Raw genomic sequence first — 18,068 nt, forward strand, 5'->3', positions numbered from 1 at the left:
GACCCCAACCACCCCCGCTGCCACAACGCATAATCCGCATACTGCACCCCCAACGGCACCCACCCCGGCACCCGACCCATCCGCCGCGCCCGATACGCCTGGCCCACATCCCTGACCATCGGCGCCGGTGACCATCCGTCAAAAGCTATGTGGTGCAATACAATCCCCACGACATACTGCTCGCGCCCCACCGAATAGATCTGCGCGCGAATGGGGATCTCGGTCGACAAATCGAATCGGTACCCCGCCAGGGCCATCAACTCGCCGCGCACATCGCGCTCGGGCAACGACACCACCGCTGGGCCGCCGCGCCGCCACATGCCAGCCTGGGCCGGCAACACCTCTTGGAACGGCACTCCGTCGATTGCGCGAAATATGGTGCGCAGCGATTCGTGGCGGGCGATGACGTCATCCAGGGCCGCACCCAACGCGTCGACATCCAGCGCCCCGTCGATCCGAAACGCGGTCGGCATGTTATAGGTCGGAACCTGGCCCTCGAACTGGTTGAGGAACCACAACCGCTGCTGGGCAAACGACAACGGAACCCGGGCCGGGCGCGGCATCGCCCGCAGCGGCGGGACGCCAGGCCCGCCACGATGACGGTCCAGATAGTCGGCGAGCTGACCGACGGTGGAAGCCTCAAACAGGTACCGCACCGGCACTTCCCTGCCCAACGTCAACTGCAGGCGCGCGGTCACCCGTGTTGCGATCAACGAATCGCCACCGAGGGCGAAGAAATCGTCGTCCAGCCCGACCCGGTCCAGGCCCAACACTTCGCTGAACACCTGGGCAACGATTTTTTCGTTCTCGGACTGCGGCGCCCGGAAAGATGCCGCGGCAAATATCGGTGCCGGCAGGGCCCTGCGGTCGATCTTGCCCGAGGAGGTCAACGGGAACTCGTCGAGCACCATGATCTGGGCCGGCATCATGTAATCGGGCAGCCGTGCGTTCAACCACTCACGCACTGCGCTGATCTTGATGTTGGTTTGCGGGTCATTGGCATTGGTGCCGCGCAGGCGAGCGGGCGACAGATACACGTCGGTGACTGCAGGTGGGTGCGGGCCGATGGGGATGATGAAAACCGCCTCCACAGTGCCGGGCTGGGCACCCCAGGTCACCGCCACCTGGTATCCGGTGGTCTCGCCGAGGCGGTACAACGCTTCGGGCACAACGGCGTCGGCGGCCTCGGCGGTGGCATCAGCTAGCGCGTCGGCTAGGGACCGTCCGGCGGCCACGGCGGCTTCGACGCGGACGTCGGTGATCAGTCCGGCGCGCGGGATGTCGGTAACGCGAACAGTGGCCGGATGTTGGGATATCAATCGGTCTTGCAACCCGTTCAGGCCTTCGCAATGGGCCCACGTCCAGGTGGGTGCGGTGGCCAGTGAGCGCAGCGGGGTGGGGGCTTTGTGGACGATGACGTCATAGCGGTAGCGGATGAGTTCGTTATCGGCCAATCCACGTTTGACTTCGATGGCTAGTCCGGCCACGTGCGGATGGTCGGCGGCCCAGGTGGTGAAAAACTCTGGGGCCAACAGCAATTCGGGCTCGCTGACCATGGCGCGATAGACGCGTGCCCGGATCTCAGCGGTGTCGGTGGCGGTGGCGCGGGCGAGCGCGACTCCAGTTTGCAATGCGCCTTGCAGCGTGTGGTTGCGCACATCGCCGATGAACAATCTCCCGCCGGGCGCTAGCAGATCCACGGCGTAATCGATGATCTCGGCCAGATAGTCCGCATTGGGGAAATACTGGACGACCGAATTGAGAATGACGGTGTCGAAATGGCGCCGGGGCAAACCCTCGGCGACGTGCGCGGGCTGTGTCAGTAGCTCGACTCGATCACGCCATGGAATCTGCAATTGCTCCAGCACGTGGGCCAGATTGTCGATGGCGACCGGCGAAATGTCGGTGGCGACATAGTGCTCACACTGAGGGGCGATCTGCGACAAGATCAGTCCGGAGCCCGCGCCGATTTCCAATACCCGTCTGGGCTCGAGGGCGATGATCCGATCCACCGTGGCCGAGCGCCACTCGACCATCTCCTCGAGCGGGATCGGCTCATCGGTGTAGCTGCTGTTCCAGCCCCGGAAATCCCTGCCGAAGTCCCCGACCTCGGCGCCGTAGAGCTGGTCGTTCACGTGTTGCCACTGTTCGACGCTTTCGGCGACGTGATCCGCGGTCGCGGTGTGTTCGAGGGTGATGTAGGCGATCAGGTGTGTGCCGGCGGAGTTGTGGTGCACGGCGACGGCGGCCTGGGTGACCTGCGGGCAGGCCAGCAGGGAGTTTTCGATTTCGCCAAGTTCGATGCGCTGCCCGCGCAGTTTGATCTGGGTATCGGGCCGACCCAGGTAATCGAGAGTGCCGGCGGAGGTCCACCGCACCAGGTCGCCCGTGCGATACATCCGTGCGCCACCACCTCCGTGCGGATTGGCCACGAACCGTTCCGCGGTCAACTCGGCGCGGCCCACGTAGCCGTGCGCCAGCGCGGGCCCACCGAGATACAGCTCGCCCACCACCCCGATCGGCGCCGGGTTCAACCGTGCATCGAGCACCAGCGCGCATACCCCCGGGATCGGAGCGCCGATGCTGACCGGCTGCCCCGGCGACAGCGGCGCGGTGGAGGTGGAGCAGATGGTGGACTCGGTGGGACCGTAGCCGTTGAACATCCGCCGGCCTGGGGCCCAGGCGGCCACCACTTCCGCGGAGCAGGCCTCTCCCATCGTGATTAGCGTGTCCAGCCCGTCGAGCCGGGTCCGATCCAGGGACGACAGCACCGTCGGGGTCAACGCCGCCGCGCTGACACGCTGGTCCTGTACCCACGCGGTCAACGCCTCCCCGGCGTACACCTGCGGCGGCGCGACCACCAACGCCGCTCCGGATCCCGCCGCCCACAACCAATCGAAGATCGACGCATCGAAGGTCGGTGCCGCCACCATCAGCACCCGCGCACTCGCGCCCAGGCCATATATCGCGCGTTGCGCCGCGGCTAGCCCCAGCAGACCGGCGTGACTGACCGCCACCCCCTTGGGTGCGCCGGTGGATCCTGAGGTGAACATGACGTAGGCGGTGTTATCCACGCCCAGCGGCGCGAGGCGATCGGCGTCGGTAATCGGCTCAGGCGCGCGATCCGACATGTCCAGATGGTCGACGCGCAGCACCGGGCGCGTCCCGCCCCCGGGCACCGTGTCGACGCCACAGGTCAACAAACACACGGCGTCCACCGCATCTAGCACCGTGGCGATCCGCTCGGCCGGGTGGACCGGGTCGACCGGCACGTACACACCGCCGGCCTTGACCACGGCCCACCACACCGCGACCAACTCCACACAGCGGTCCATCGCCACCCCCACAGCACGCTCGGGACCCACCCCGGCCTCGATCAGTACCCGCGCCAACCGCGTCGACCACTCGTCAAGCTCGCGATACGACAGCTCCCGGGTGCCGTCGATCACGGCCGCCGCATCGGGATCGGCGGCGACCGTCGCCGCCAACAACTGCGGCGCCACCCCAATCGGCGCGCCCACCCCAGCACCGGACCACGCCGACAACACCAGCTCGCGCTCATCGCGATCCAGAACCGACACCTCAGCCACGACCAGCGACGCATCCGCCACCAAGAGGCGGTCCAGCAGCATTTCCAGACGCCTTGTGTGCCTGCCGATTTCGTCGGAGGTGTAGCGGTCGGGATTCCACATCAACTGAATTCGTGGCGTGCCGTCGCCCAGCCGCGGATAGATGTTGACGGCAATGTCCTGAATGGGATAGATGCTCAATACGTTGTACGCCGTCTCCGACGGCCCGAAACGAAGCGGGGCAATGAAGTCGAGCACGTTGATGGCCGCGCCGAACTCGACGTTCATGTCGACACGGGTTGTGCCGGCGATCAGGTCCGGCCAATGCCGGAATTGTTGGTGGCGCAGCGCACCGACCAAAGCCTTGGTGGCTCGATCGGTCAGTGCACCAAGAGTGTCGCGGTCCTCGACGTCGATCAGCAGCGGCACCATGTTGGACACCATGCCGGCACATGTTTTCAGCGCCGCCGTCGTGCGCGCCGAAACCGGCAATGACAACGAGATGGTTTGGCGCCCTGTGGTTTTCGCGATAAACACCGTCATTGCGGCGACAAACCTCGCGACATCGAACTGGTCATGCGGGGACGCCGAGAATCCCTGACCGCACGCCAGCTCGCGCACCAGGGGGTGGCGCGGTGGCACCGACCTCCGCGTCCCGCCCAAGTCGATAATGTCCAGAGGTCCGCGCACGACGCTCTTCCAAAACTCGGCGTCAGCGTGACTGCGCGAAGACTGCCGGTATTCCCGGTCGGCTTCATGGAGCAGGGCGAACTCGGAAAAGTCGACTTCGCCGCGTTCGGGCGCGGACCCGGAGTAGACGGCGGCGATGTGCCGGACGAAATTGTTGGCGCCGTACCCGTCGCAGAGCAGGTGGTGGGTACGCAGGTAGAAATACGACAGGTTGTCGGTGATCCGCAGCAGTGTGAAGTTTGTGAGTCGGTCATGGAGCAGGTCGACTGGTTGGCGGTAGTCGTGGTTCATCCAACTGCGAGCGGCGGCTACCGGGTCGCGCTCGGCGCGCAGATCGATGCAGTCGGTGATTCCCGTCTGGGTAAGGGAGCGGTCGACGATGAAGACCGGTTCGCCGTCGGCGAGGGCTAGCCGAGCGCATGGCGTGCCGAACCGCGTTGCCGCCGATTCGCAGGCATCGATGAGCCTGTCGGCGTCGACATCGTGATCGATCGGCAGAAAAGCGGCGAAGTTGTAAGGGATTTCGGGCTGGAGCTGTTGGGCAGCCCATATCGACCGCTGAGCCGCGGTTAGTGGTCCGACGAAGTCTGGCTGCGTGCCGTAGTTGAGCATGATGACGGCGGACCCTATTCAGGGCTGGCGTGCCGGCGGGATCGCAAGCGCCTTACTGACTTTCGTGCAATAAGGCTGTCGTTCGCCTCGCCAAAGGCGGTCAAATACGCGCAGCCCTCGAGCAGCCGTGCCAAATGGCGGCTGGTGGCCTTGAACTCGAAGGCCTCAAATCCCGGAAACCTCAAAATCATTCGACGACCTCATGCTGCGCGACGTTGCGGTGGCATGCCCCCCGGCGGCGATGACACTTAAACTCCCCAACCACACCTAGACACGAGCATCGGCGCCGGTCGGTTCAATCGGCTCGAGGACGCGCTTACGAATCAGCCCTTCGGCAACCGGGGCGGTCTACGACAACGGCGCTGGGTTGCCCGGCCGTGGGCTTCGCCAGCAGTGCGGTCAGAGAAAGTTCCGCGGTCGCGGAGCGATCATGTTCCATGAACCCCGGCGTCAGGTGCCGCGTGCAGTGTCGGCGGACGCTTGGCCATTCCGGATCGGCGGTTGGCGGTGACCAGGCGGATCAGGAACGAGGGCCGCATCAGCCGGGCTGGCGGGTCGACAAAGTGCATCACACGAAGCAGTTCTTCGGCGATTACCGGATCGGTCGCGGCAGCCGCCTGGGCCTTGTCCATCGGCCAGGTCATCAAGCGCCTCAGCACCCAACGCCAACCGCCCGCCTGGGACACGGTGAAATCGCTGAGCCGGTTCCCCCGCCAAACGGGCGCGATCTGCTTGGCGGTCTGTCTGAAGAAGCGCCGACGGACGTCGCCCTCGCCGTCGGCCAGGCAGTTTCGAAGGGCGAGGGCCTGCTGCGCGGCCATCGTCATGCCCTGCATGTAGACCGGGTTGAAGCTGCAGATCGCATCACCCATCACCAGCAGCCCCGCCGGGAATCGGCGCATCTTGTCATAGCGCCGCCACGTGCTGGCCGGGTAATGCTGCAACGACAGTGCACCCAGGGGCTCGGCGGCCCGCAGCGCAGCGATCAGAAAAGGCGGCGCGAACTGCGCAGCGCACTCGATGACGCCAGGCAGATCATGGGGCAGCTCGACACCGCCCACGCCGAACAAAGTCAAAATCCAGGTGCCGTGCTCGTAGGCCACGGCCACCACCCCGGTGGGTCGTTCGGGCGTCGGGCCGACCGAGAAGCCCAATTTCTCACCCAGGATGCCCGCGGGAATCCGCAGAAATTGGCTGGCATAGCTCAGCTGCACCGGATACCGCTGCTCGAGCGGTCGCTGGTAGCCAAGCTTGCCCAGGAACGCCGGCATGCGCGCGGAGCGGCCCGTCGCATCGACCACCATGTCGGCTTCCAGCGCGGTTTGCACACCCGTGGCGCGGTTGACCACCCGCACACCCGTGACCCGATCCGGCCGGTCTCCGATCGGCTCGACGACATCGTGGCCCTCCAGGAAGCACACGTTCGTGAGGTCACGGACCCGTCGCCTGACATGGGACTCCAAAAACGGCCGGCTCGGTTGATACAAGACCAGCGACGCCGGGTCGGCGAATTTGCCCGAGAGGTCAAGCTCGTGGCGCCCCAACCGGACATACACGCGCGAGGGCTCATTGTCGAGGACGTTCGCGCCGCCGGCGACGAGCTCGTCGAGCAGACCCGGAAATAGCTCGCCCAGGGCTTTCGACCCTGTGCTCAGCAGGGCATGGAAATGCCGTCCCTGGGGTACGCCTCGACGCTGCTCAGCACCGTCGGGGAGTCGGTCGCGCTCGACGAGCGTGACCGTCTCGTAAAAGTCCGACAGCACCCGAGCGGCCAGCAGCCCGGCCATACTCGCACCACAGACAACGGCTCGCCGCCCCCGCTTACTCATCGGCACTCCCTCGCAAGAACCCGATGAGGTGCCGGCCAGTACGACCGCCACCGTGGTTATCACGATCCGGACCAGCCGCCGGTTCATTGAGTCAGAGCCGCTGGACGTTAAACTTTGCGCCCATGCGGAAACTCATCGCCGCGGCCGCCGCTGCGCTCACGGTCGGCACCTTGGGTGCCACTGTCAGCCCGGCCACCGCGGGGGCCGACAGCATGCAGCCTGCCGGCTCGGTCCCGATTCCCGACGGCCCGGCCCAGACCTGGATCGTGGCCGACCTCGACAGCGGTCAGGTGCTGGCCGGCCGTGACCAGAACGTGGCCCACCCGCCCGCGAGCACCATCAAGGTGCTGTTGGCGTTGGTTGCCCTGGACGAGCTGAGCTTGGATTCCACCGTCGTCGCCGACGTCGCCGATACCCAGGTCGAGTGCAACTGTGTCGGCGTCAAACCCGGCCGCACCTATACCGCGCGCCAACTGCTCGACGGGCTGCTGCTGGTTTCCGGCAACGATGCCGCCAACGCGCTGGCACACCAGCTCGGCGGCGCGGACGTCGCGGTCGGCAAGATGAACGCCAAAGCGGCCTCACTCGGGGCGACCAACACCCACGCGGCGACGCCATCGGGGCTGGACGGGCCCGGCGGCTCCGGGGCCTCCACGGCCCACGACCTGGCCGTCATCTTCCGGGCCGCAATGGCCAATCCGATGTTCGCGCACATCACCGCCGAGCCGTCGGCGACGTTCCCCGGCGATCACGGCGACGAACCGATCACCAACCAGGACGAACTGTTACAGCGCTATCCCGGCGCCATCGGCGGCAAGACCGGGTTCACCAACGCGGCCCGCAAGACCTTCGTCGGCGCCGCGGCCCGCGGTGGTCGCCGCCTGGTGATCGCCATGATGTACGGGATGGTGAAGCAGGGCGGGCCCACGTATTGGGATCAGGCGGCAAGCCTGTTCGACTGGGGTTTCGCGCTCAACCCGGAGACCGGTATCGGCGCGCTGTAACCGCTTGTCACACAGTCTCGTTCGGCAACAACCCGGTTATCAGCGCGGTCAGCAGCGCGATCCGGCGCTCCTCCACATCCGGTTCTGGCAGCACCCCTCGCACGATTGCCGCCCCGTCGAAGACGTTGGTCAGCAATGCCACCAGAACCGGAAAGGTGTCCTCCGGGATGGTTTCCGCGCCGGGCAGGGTGCGCGCGGCGTCGAGAATCTTCGCCGAGTACTGGGCCATCACGTCGGCCAGATGCGCGTTGAGCTTCTCGTCGGTGCGGGCGGCGACCATCAGCTCGTACAGCACCGCGTTGGTCGGGCCGCTGGTGATGTCGCGCAGGATCGTCAGCGCGGCTTCCAGCGCCGGGCGGTCGGCCGGGATTTCGGCGACCTGCTTGGTGAATGACTCAACCTGCCGGCGCAGCACCTCCGATGCGGTGGCGGCCATGAAGTCGCCCATCGTCTCGAAGTGCCGGAACAGGGCACCCACGGAGACGCCGGCGCGCTTGGTGATCACGGCCGCCGAGGCGCGGGCGTAGCCGACCTCGATGATGCTGGCGATGCACGCCTCGAGGAGCCGTCCGATGGTCTCCTCGCGGCGTTGCTGCTGCGTCCTGGCCATCTCAGTCGCTCACACCAGCGCGGCCGAGCGCTGCTCGCGCCGCGGTCGCGCACCGGCCCGCAGGTACCGGCCCGATTTGGCGGTCTGGCCGTAGCCGTCGCGGAATTGGCCCTTCTGGAAGACGACGGCGCCGTTGACACCGGTCGCGACGACGGCCTCGTCGTTGCGATTGACCATGCGCCGCAGGCCCCCGTAGAAGGGAACCTCCTCCTCGTAGTAGCCGTCGACCGAGTCGTTCAGGCCGGCCGGGTCGATCACCACGAAGTCCGCGCGGTCGCCCTCGCGCAGCGTGCCGGCGTCGAGTCCGAACCACTCGGCCAGCTCGCCGGTCAGCCGGTGCACCGCGTGTTGGGTGGACATGAACGGCGCGCCCGCGCGGTGGGCGTCGCGAGTTCGCTTGAGCAGCTTGATCGGGAAGTTGTAGAAGGCCATGTTGCGCAGGTGGGCACCGGCGTCCGAGAAGCCCATGTGCACGCTTTCCTCCTTGGCGAGCGCGTTGAGCAGCTTGGGCCGGTGGTTGGCCACGATGGTTGTCCAGCGCACGTTGCGTTCGCCGTTTTCGACGAGCACATCGAGGAACGCGTCGAGCGGGTGCAGCCCGCGTTCGTCGGCGATCGTGCCAAAGCTCTTGCCGATCAACGACTTATCGGGGCACTCAACGATGACCGCGTCGTGGAAGTCGCGGTGCCACAGCGACGGTCCGAGTTTGACGCGGTCGAACTCTTTGCGGAACTTGCGGCGGTAGTCCCGGTCGGCCAGCAGCTCGTTGCGCTCCAACTGGTCGCGCAGATGCAGGGCGGCCGTGCCGGCGCCGAATTCCTCGAAGACCGGCAGGTCGATTCCGTCGGAGTACAACTCGAACGGCACCGGCAGGTGCTGGAACCGCACGCTCGAGCCCAGCAGCTTGTTCGCCAGGCGAGTCGCCGGCCCGAACACGTAGACGGCCAGCGGGTTCGACTTGGCGTCGGCGGACACCAACAGACTCATCCGAACTCCCTTGCGGCGTCCGAACATTCGGCTGCTGGTCAGGAAGAACATCAGCGCCGACGCGGGGTTCTCGACGTCGGGCGCGCTCTGCAGGATCCGCCCGCGCTTGCGCAGCACCTTGATCAGCCGGCGCCGTTCCCGCCAGGTCGCGAAGGTGGACGGCAGCGCCCGCGACCGGAAGCGTTCGCCGTCGAGCTTGTCGATCGCCGCGTCCATGCCGGACATGCCCAGCATCCCGGCCTCGAGCGCCTCGTCGAGCAAGGTCGCCATCTTCTCCAGTTCGGCGTCGGTGGGCTTGACGGTGGCGTCGGTCGCCCGGTCGAGCCCCAGCACCGCGCTGCGCAGGTCCGAATGACCAAGCAGCGAGCTGACATTCGGCCCGAGCGGCAGCGAGTCGACGGCCGCGATGTATTCGGCGGCGGTGGTCCAGGTCCGGTTACTGGCCAGCGCGCCGTGGACGTACTCGCGCGGCACGGCCTCGACCCGGCTGAACAGGTCGGCGGCATCCTCGGAGTCGGCATACACCGTCGACAGCGAGCACATGCCCAGCAGCACCGTGGTCACACCGTGGCGTACCGACTCCCGCAGCCCGGGATCCAGCAGCACCTCGGCGTCGTAGTGGGTGTGCACGTCGATGAAGCCGGGCATCACCCACTTGCCCGCCGCGTCGATCACCTCGGGGCAACCGGTCTCGTCCAGCGGCGCGTCCGAGGGGCCCGCGACCGTGGCCACCACGCCGTCGCGAATCCCGAGCGTGCGGGTTTGCGGGGCACCGCCGGTGCCGTCGAACCACAATCCATCGCGAATGATCACGTCGTAGGTCACTGTCTTCCTCCGGTTCATTGGGTTGCGACGACTGTAACATAGATAGCAAGCGCTCGCAATCTTTTTGAGAAATTGCCTGCCACGCGGCGAATGCGCAGGTCAGGGCCGAAACATGGCGCCGCGCAGGATCACCAGGTCGGGCCGGTTCAGCACGCCGGGACCCTCGCGTGGATCGTCGGTGTAGCACAACAGGTCGGCCGAGGCCCCGTGATCCAGACCGGGGCGGCCCAGCCAACGACGGGCATCCCAGCAGGCCGCGCCCAAAGCCTGCGTCGGGCTCATCCCGATCCCCTTGAGGGCTTCGACCTCGTCGGCGATCCGGCCGTGCGCGACCATGCTGCCCGCATCGCTACCGGCATACATCGGGATTCCCGCGTCCAGGGCCGCCGCGACCCGCTCACGGCAGCGGGCGTGCAGGTCGCGCATGTGGGCGGCGTAGGTCGGATAGCGCTTGGCGGCCTCGGCGATGCCCGGAAAGTTTTCGGTGATGTTGACCAGCGTGGGCACCAACACCGTTCCGTGCTCGAGCATCAGCGCGATGGTGTCGTCGGTGAGCCCGGTGCCGTGTTCGATGCAGTCGATGCCGGCCTTGATCAGGCCGGGCATCGCCTCGTCGCTGAAGACGTGGGCGGTGACGCGGGCGCCGTTGGCGTGCGCGGTGTCGATCGCGGCCGCCAGCACGTCGTCGGACCACAGCGGGGCGAGGTCACCGACGCCGCGGTCGATCCAGTCGCCGACCAGCTTGACCCAGCCGTCGCCGCGCCTGGCCTCCTCGGCCACCGCCGCCGGCAGCTGGGATTCGTCCTCGAGCTCGACGGAGAAGCCCGCCTGGTAGCGCTTGGGCCGGGCCAGGTGCCTTCCGGCGCGGATGATGCGGGGCAGGTCGTCGTGGTCGTCGAGGCTGCGGGTGTCGGTCGGCGCGCCGCAGTCACGCAGCAGCAGCGCGCCGATGTCGCGTTCGGTCTCGGCCTGGGCGATCGCCTCCTCGATCGGGATCTCGCCGTGGTGACCAAGCCCGACGTGGCAGTGCGCGTCCACCAATCCCGGCAGGATCCAGCCGGCCCCGAAAACGGTGTCGGCCCCGGCGACCGGCTCGGTGCTGATGCGGCCGTCGACGATCCACAGCTGAATCTCGGTCTCGTCGGGCAGGCCCAGACCTCGCACGTGCAGGCGCACGGTGCGGCTACTTCTTGCCCGGGAACTTCAGCTTGGACAGGTCGAAGTCGGCCAGCGCGGGCGGCAGCTCGTCGAGGCCCTCGGGCATCTGCGACAGGTCGGGGAACCCCGGGGGCATCCCCGCCATGCCCGGCATGCCGGCGCCCAGCGGGTTGCGGACCTTGGGCGGGGTCGGTCCCCGCCCACCCTTCTTGCCCTTTTTGCCCTTGGCGCCCTTGCTCTTTCGCGTCGCGGACTTGCGGCCGATACCGGGGATTCCCATGCCGCCCAGCATGGACGACATCATCTTGCGGGCCTCGAAGAAGCGGTCGACCAGCTGATTGACCTCGGACACCGTCACGCCCGAGCCGTTGGCGATGCGCAGCCGCCGCGAGGCGTTGATGATCTTGGGGTCAGCGCGCTCCTGCGGCGTCATGCCGCGGATGATGGCCTGCAACCGGTCGAGCTGGCGGTCGTCGACCTCGGCCAGCGCCTCCTTCATCTGCCCGGCGCCGGGCAGCATGCCCAGGAGGTTGCCGATCGGGCCCATCTTGCGGATGGCGAGCATCTGCTCCAGGAAATCCTCGAGCGTCAGCTCGCCGGCACCGATCTTGACCGCGGCGGCCTCGGCCCGCTCGGCGTCGAAGACCTGTTCGGCCTGTTCGATCAGGCTCAGCACGTCGCCCATGCCCAGGATGCGGCTGGCCATGCGATCGGGGTGGAAGACGTCGAAGTCCTCGAGCTTCTCACCCGTGGAGGCGAAAAGGATTGGGACACCGGTGACCTCGCGGACCGACAGCGCGGCGCCACCGCGGGCGTCGCCGTCGAGCTTGGTTAACACCACGCCGGTGAAGCCGACGCCCTCGCGGAACGCCTCCGCGGTGGTGACGGCGTCCTGGCCGATCATCGCGTCGAGGACGAACAGCACCTCGTCGGGATCGATGGCGTCCCGGATGGCCGCCGCCTGGGCCATCAGCTCCTCGTCGATGCCCAGCCGGCCGGCGGTGTCGACGATGACCACGTCGAAGTGTTTGGCCCGGGCCTCCTCGAGACCCGCGGCCGCGACGGCGACCGGGTCGCCGGGTCCGGATTCCGGGGACTCGCCGGGATGCGGCGCGAACACCGGTACGCCGGCGCGCTCGCCGACGACCTGCAGCTGGTTCACCGCGGCGGGACGCTGCAGGTCGCAGGCCACCAGCAGCGGCGTGTGCCCCTGCCCGCGCAGCCAGGCGGCCAACTTCCCGGCCAGCGACGTCTTACCGGAACCCTGCAGGCCGGCGAGCATCACGACGGTCGGCGGCGCCTTCGCGAACGCCAGCTGGCGGGTTTCGCCGCCCAGGATGCCGATGAGTTCTTCGTTGACGATCTTGACGACCTGCTGCGCAGGGTTGAGCGCGCCGGACACCTCGGCGCCCCGGGCGCGGTCCTTGATCCGGCCGACGAAGGCCCGGACCACGGGCAGCGAAACGTCCGCTTCCAGCAGCGCGAGCCGGATTTCGCGGGTGGTGGCCTCGATGTCGGCGTCGGTCAGTCGGCCCTTGCCGCGCAGCCCGGCAAGGGCGCCGGTCAATCGGTCGGACAGCGATTCAAACACCCCGTCAGCCTAGCGGCTGGAAAGTTCGGCCCGAGTGTGCGGCCAGCCGCACATTCGACGCCGCACGTGCGGCCAGCCGCACGTTCGGATGGGTTCTAGACTGCGGATTCATGCTCGAGGTGATCGACAAGGGAAGCTGTACCGACGCGCATCCGGTGCCGCTGCTTTTCGTCCACGGCGGCTGGCACGGCGCCTGGTGCTGGGACGACGGCTTCCTGGACTTCTTCGCCGACGCCGGCTACCGCGCGGTCGCGATGAGCCTGCGCGGGCACGGCACCAGCCCCACTGCCAAGCCGCTGCAGCACGTTTCCATCGCCGACTACATCGACGACGTCCGTTCTGTCGCCGACGACCTGGGTGGCGCGCCGGTGCTGATCGGCCATTCCCTGGGTGGCTACACGATCCAGCGCTATCTCGAGGACCGAACCGCGCCGGCCGCGGTGCTGGTGGGCTCCCTGCCGCCGTCGGGCGTGCTCGGGGCGGCGCTGCGCGTCTGGCGTCGCCGGCCGTGGATGACGGTGCACTCGTTTCACGACCCGACGTTGGTCAAGTTCCTGCGCACCCAGGCGCTCGCCCGCGAATACCTCTTCTGCGCCGACACGCCCGAGGCCGTCGTCGAATCCTGCTGGAAACGCGCCGGGCCCGAGAGCATCCGCGCGGCGATGACCGATCCGATGTTGCGGCGGGTCGATACCGCGCGGGTGACCACCCCGATCCTGGTCCTAGGCGGCCTGCACGACGGCTTTGTCAGCGTGCGCGCGGTGCGTGCGACGGCGCGCGCGTATGCGACCGAGCCGGAGTTCTTCGACATGGGACACAACATGATGCTCGAACCGGGCTGGCCCGACGTCGCCGCACGAATCGACGAGTGGCTGCGAACCCGCGACCTGGCGGGCCACGCCGTCTAGGTCGCGTCGCTTCAGCACCGAAAAGCGTTGGCATGCTACATTTCACACCCGCCGCCGCGTCGCGGGCCGGGCGCAAGACTTGTCAGGGCGTGACCAGCTACGGGGGGAAGTTTGTCTGTGCAGCCGGTTGGCGCCCATGCGTTGCGGGGCTGGCAGCGCCGGGCGTTGGTGAAGTATCTGGCCGCCCAGCCGCGCGACTTCCTCGCCGTGGCCACCCCCGGTTCCGGCAAGACGACGTTCGCGCTGCGGGTGGCGGCCGAACTGCTCGCCCATCGCGCCGTCGAGCAGATCACCGTCGTGGTCCCCACCGAGCACCTGAAGGTCCAGTGGGCGCAGGCCGCGGGGCGCCACGGTCTCGCCCTGGACCCGCGATTCTCCAACACCAACCCGCGGACCTCGCCGGAGTATCACGGTGTGATGGTCACCTACGCCCAGGTCGCCGCGCATCCGACCCTGCACCGGGTGCGCACCGAGCAACACAAAACGCTGGTCATCTTCGACGAGATCCATCACGGCGGTGACGCCAAGACCTGGGGTGATGCCATTCGCGAAGCCTTCGGCGACGCCACCCGCCGACTTGCCTTGACGGGCACGCCTTTTCGCAGCGACGACAGCCCCATCCCGTTCGTCACGTACGAGCCGGGCGCCGACGGGGTGCTGCGGTCGCAGGCCGACCACACCTACGGTTACGCCGAAGCGCTCGCCGACGGTGTGGTCCGGCCGGTGGTGTTCCTCGCCTACTCCGGGCAGGCGCGCTGGCGCGACAGCGCCGGCGAGGAGCACGCGGCACGGCTCGGCGAGCCGCTCTCCGCCGAGCAGACCGCGCGGGCGTGGCGCACGGCGCTGGACCCCGCCGGCGAGTGGATGCCCGCGGTGATCGCCGCCGCCGACCAGCGGCTGCGCGGGCTGCGCACCCATGTGCCCGACGCCGGCGGCATGATCATCGCCTCCGATCAGGCCGCGGCGCGCGCGTACGCCGCCCTGCTGAAGAAGCTGACCTCCGAGGCGCCGACGGTGGTGTTGTCCGACGACCCGGGATCCTCGGCCCGCATCACGAAATTCGCCGAAGGCACCGGCCGGTGGCTCGTCGCGGTGCGCATGGTCTCCGAAGGCGTTGACGTGCCACGGCTTTCGGTCGGAATCTACGCGACGAGCGCCTCGACACCGCTGTTCTTCGCGCAGGCCGTCGGCCGGTTCGTGCGGTCTCGCCGGCCCGGCGAATCCGCGAGCATCTTCGTGCCGTCGGTGCCCAACCTGCTCCAGCTGGCGAGCGAGTTGGAGGCGCAGCGCAACCACGTGCTCGGCCAACCACACCGCGACACAGGCGACCCGCTCGACGGGGATCCCGCAATGCGGGCACAAACCGAAAAGACAGAAACCGACCAGGGTTTCACGTCGTTGGGCGCCGACGCGGAACTCGACCAGGTCATCTTCGACGGCTCCTCGTTCGGCACCGCCACACCGGCCGGAAGCGACGAGGAGGCCGACTACCTCGGCATCCCAGGTTTACTCGACGCCGAGCAGATGCGCGCCCTGCTGCACCGCCGCCAGGACGAGCAGCTGCAGCGCCGGGCGGCCGCCAATCAAGGCGCGCCGATGGCCTCGGTCACGGTGCACGGGCAGCTGCGCGAACTGCGCACTGAACTCAACACTTTAGTGTCGATAGCGCATCACCGCACCGGGAAACCGCACGGGTGGATCCACAACGAACTGCGGCGCCGCTGCGGGGGGCCGCCGATCGCCGCCGCAACTCGCGAGCAGCTCAAGGCGCGCATCGCCGCTGTGCGGCAACTGAATTCGGAGCACTCGTGATTGCGGCCTAGATGACCGCCACTTCGTCCGCGCCACCTAGGACGGCCAGCAGGTGTTTTTGCACCTCGGCTCGCGCGGTGTCGTCACCGCCCGGCTCGGGCCCGGGCGGCAGCACCACCGAGAACACGTCGGCGGCCGTCGACCCGAACGTGTTGACCTTCGCCCAAACGATATCCGCCCCAGCCCTTTCCAGCGCCCGGGTCAGCAGGGCCAGCAGGCCGGGCCGATCCATCGCGCGCACCTCGACGGCCAGCTGCCCGTCGGAGGCGGTGTCGAGCCACAGGATGTGCGGTGGGGCGGTGGAACGCGTCAGGGGCGCTCCCGCCTGTACCTCACCCGCCCGCGCCGACGCCGTGGCCTCGGCGTGACGTTTCTCCACCATCGCCAGGACATCGATGTCGCCGGCAAGGGCGCCCACGAACTGCTGGCGCAGCAATTCCGCCGCGGGCGGGGAGCCGAAGTGCGGCGACACCACGAATTCGGTGACCGCGACTCCTTCGTGGCTGTTCACCGTCGCCGAATGGACGCCCAGCGAGTTCAGTGCCAGCACGGCGGCCGCCTTCGACACCAGTCCCCGCTGGTCCGCGGCGACCATGACGACGTGATAGGCGCGCGAGCCGTCGACGGGCGTGATTTCCACGTGTACCCCGCGGTCCGTCGCCAGCGAAAGATAATGCGGCGCAGTCGGTTCGACCCGCGGAAGGGGCTCACCGGCCATCACCAGCCGGCAGCGACTCACCAGATCGTCGACCAGCAGGGCCTTCCATTCGCTCCACACCCCGGGGCCGGTGGCCTTGGAGTCCGCTTCCGTCAGCGCGTGCAGCACCTCGAGCAGTTGTGGATCCCCGCCGAGTGCCTCGGATACGCCCTCGATTGTGGCGGGGTCGTTCAGGTCGCTGCGAGTGGCCACGATCGGCAGCAGCAGGTGGTGGCGCACCAGTTTCGAGAGCAATTCGATGTCGGGGGGCGCGATCCCGAGCCTGGCGCCGATCTCCCTCGTCATCTCGGCGCCGAGCACACTGTGATCGACGCCCCGGCCCTTTCCGATGTCGTGCAGCAGCGCGCCGAGCGCGAGCAGGTCGGGGCGCGCCACGCGGGTGGACAGTGGTGCCGCGTGGACGGCGGTCTCGACCACGTGACGATCGACCGTCCACTTGTGTGCAACGTCGCGGGGCGGAAGGTCGCGAATCGCAGCCCATTCCGGCAACAATCGCTCCCATATCCCGGTGCGGTCGAGCGCTTCGATCGTCGCCACCGTAGTGGGCCCGGCGGAAAGCACAACCAGCAGGTCGTCCAGCGCCTCGCGCGGCCAGGGCGTGGGCAGCTCGGGCGCCCCGGTCGCCAGGCGGTTCAATGTGGCTGCGCCGATGGGCAATCCGGTGTCGGCCGATGCGGCCGCAACGCGGAGCACCAGGCCGGGGTCGGTTTCGGGTTGGGCATCGCGGGCGAGCACGATTTCGCCCGCGTACTCGACCACGCCCTCGTCGAGTGGTCGCCGTTTCGGGCGCCGCACCAAAGCCGACACGCCGCGGCGCGGCAGCGCGTTTTCCGCGGTGCGCATCCCCGTTTCGGCGTGGTAGCCGATGGTGCGGCCGGCGCTGGAAAGCTTGCGCGACAGGTCGAATCGGTCCCCGATGTGCAAGGCAGCGCTGATCTCGTCCGCGAACTGGGCCAGCAGCTGATCGCGTCCGCGCCCCGACACCCGGTGCAGCTCGGTGCGCACATCGAGCAGCGTCAGGTAGGCATCGTCCAGTGAACCCCCCGGTGTCTCCGGGCGGCCCATACCGTGACGGTCGATCAGCTGGGCGACCCCCAGCGCGTCGAGCAGTTGCACGTCGCGCAGGCCGCCGCGGCCCGATTTCAGGTCCGGCTCGGCCCGCTGCGATATCCGGCCACAACGCTGCCAGCGGGCCTGCGTTATTTCGACGAGCTCGTCCATCCGGGAACGAATTGCGCTGCGCCACTGCTTTCTTGCGCCGGAGATCAATTCGTCGGACAGCTCGGGATCGCCGGCGATGTGGCGGGCGTCCAACATGCCCAGTGCCGCGATCATGTCGGAATTGGCGACGCCAAGCGCCCCGGAGACCGTTCGCACGCTGTGGTCGAGCCGGACGTTGGCGTCCCACAACGGATACCACAACCTGTCGGCGACCCGCTGCAGCACGTCCGCAGACTTGTTGTCGTGCAACAGCATTAGGTCCAGATCGGAATACGGCAGCAGTTCGTGGCGGCCGATGCCGCCGATCCCGACGATCGCGAAACCACTGGCGTCGGTGATCCCGATCTCCGCCGCCTTGGCGGTCAGCCAGGACTCGTGCAGATCCAGCCATGCGTGCCGCAGCTCGGCAGCATGCAGTCCAACGCCATCGGAAAGCAGCTTGCGCCGCGCCTCGGCCAAATCGCCTGCCTCGCAGGCGCTTTCTGCTCCGCTCCCGGACGGATCGGGTGGGTCCGGATTCATACCCTCCCGGCC

General features: G+C 67.9%; 9 protein-coding genes and 1 pseudogene. 3 read left to right on the forward strand and 7 right to left on the reverse strand.

The features are described from left to right. Together A5745_RS21115 and A5745_RS21120 are read right to left on the reverse strand one after the other, a co-directional pair. Positions 1-4,871 (reverse strand): non-ribosomal peptide synthetase (locus A5745_RS21115; protein WP_139329716.1); only part of this gene is annotated, 4,871 nt, incomplete at its 3' end. 428 nt (positions 4,872-5,299) lie between these two features. Further along, the gene (locus A5745_RS21120; protein ID WP_076118800.1) at positions 5,300-6,700 is read right to left on the reverse strand and encodes an NAD(P)/FAD-dependent oxidoreductase; all 1,401 of its coding nucleotides are present in this window, start codon (positions 6,698-6,700) and stop codon (positions 5,300-5,302) included. A gap of 122 nt (positions 6,701-6,822) precedes the next feature. Here A5745_RS21120 and A5745_RS21125 point away from each other — a divergent pair, with 122 nt between their 5' ends. Beyond that, the gene (locus A5745_RS21125; protein ID WP_076118662.1) at positions 6,823-7,704 is read left to right on the forward strand and encodes a D-alanyl-D-alanine carboxypeptidase family protein; all 882 of its coding nucleotides are present in this window, start codon (positions 6,823-6,825) and stop codon (positions 7,702-7,704) included. Positions 7,705-7,711: 7 nt separating this feature from the next. Here the strand turns inward: A5745_RS21125 and A5745_RS21130 are convergent, their stop codons facing one another. The 4 genes and pseudogenes from A5745_RS21130 to ffh all read right to left on the reverse strand — a co-directional run bounded on the left by A5745_RS21130 (position 7,712) and on the right by ffh (position 12,875). Further along, positions 7,712-8,314, reverse strand: coding sequence for a TetR/AcrR family transcriptional regulator (locus A5745_RS21130; RefSeq protein WP_076118664.1), 603 nt, complete (start codon positions 8,312-8,314; stop codon positions 7,712-7,714). 9 nt (positions 8,315-8,323) lie between these two features. Continuing rightward, a pseudogene (locus tag A5745_RS21135) lies at positions 8,324-10,166 on the reverse strand (amidohydrolase family protein). A 59-nt stretch (positions 10,167-10,225) separates the two neighbouring features. Beyond that, positions 10,226-11,302: an amidohydrolase family protein gene (locus A5745_RS21140; protein ID WP_076118668.1), complete on the reverse strand. Its 1,077-nt coding sequence runs from the start codon at positions 11,300-11,302 to the stop codon at positions 10,226-10,228. A 7-nt stretch (positions 11,303-11,309) separates the two neighbouring features. Continuing rightward, entirely contained in the window at positions 11,310-12,875 is a 1,566-nt protein-coding gene (gene ffh / locus A5745_RS21145; protein ID WP_076063169.1) for a signal recognition particle protein, read from the reverse strand. 110 nt (positions 12,876-12,985) lie between these two features. On the opposite strand from ffh, the gene A5745_RS21150 reads away from it, so the two are divergent. Both A5745_RS21150 and A5745_RS21155 read left to right on the forward strand, forming a co-directional pair. Beyond that, positions 12,986-13,783 carry an alpha/beta hydrolase gene (locus A5745_RS21150; RefSeq protein WP_076118670.1) on the forward strand — a complete coding sequence of 266 codons (798 nt, stop codon included), beginning with the start codon at positions 12,986-12,988 and terminating at the stop codon, positions 13,781-13,783. Between the two features lie 117 nt (positions 13,784-13,900). Next, positions 13,901-15,595 carry a DEAD/DEAH box helicase gene (locus A5745_RS21155; RefSeq protein ID WP_076118672.1) on the forward strand — a complete coding sequence of 565 codons (1,695 nt, stop codon included), beginning with the start codon at positions 13,901-13,903 and terminating at the stop codon, positions 15,593-15,595. Positions 15,596-15,602: 7 nt separating this feature from the next. On the opposite strand, the gene A5745_RS21160 is transcribed toward A5745_RS21155, so the two are convergent. After that, complete coding sequence (locus A5745_RS21160; protein WP_076118674.1) at positions 15,603-18,056, reverse strand: [protein-PII] uridylyltransferase; 2,454 nt, start codon at positions 18,054-18,056, stop codon at positions 15,603-15,605. Positions 18,057-18,068: the final 12 nt, after the last annotated feature.

The organism is Mycobacterium sp. IS-2888, assembly GCF_001954215.1.
In the GTDB taxonomy this organism is placed as follows: domain Bacteria; phylum Actinomycetota; class Actinomycetes; order Mycobacteriales; family Mycobacteriaceae; genus Mycobacterium.

Bases quoted from the DNA above. Each gene is read 5' to 3' on its own strand.
- A5745_RS21160 (WP_076118674.1), bottom strand. From the start codon at position 18,056: ATGAATCCGGACCCACCCGATCCGTCCGGGAGCGGAGCAGAAAGCGCC.
- A5745_RS21125 (WP_076118662.1), top strand. From the start codon at position 6,823: ATGCGGAAACTCATCGCCGCGGCCGCCGCTGCGCTCACGGTCGGCACC.
- A5745_RS21130 (WP_076118664.1), bottom strand. From the start codon at position 8,314: ATGGCCAGGACGCAGCAGCAACGCCGCGAGGAGACCATCGGACGGCTC.
- A5745_RS21120 (WP_076118800.1), bottom strand. From the start codon at position 6,700: ATGAGTAAGCGGGGGCGGCGAGCCGTTGTCTGTGGTGCGAGTATGGCC.
- A5745_RS21150 (WP_076118670.1), top strand. From the start codon at position 12,986: ATGCTCGAGGTGATCGACAAGGGAAGCTGTACCGACGCGCATCCGGTG.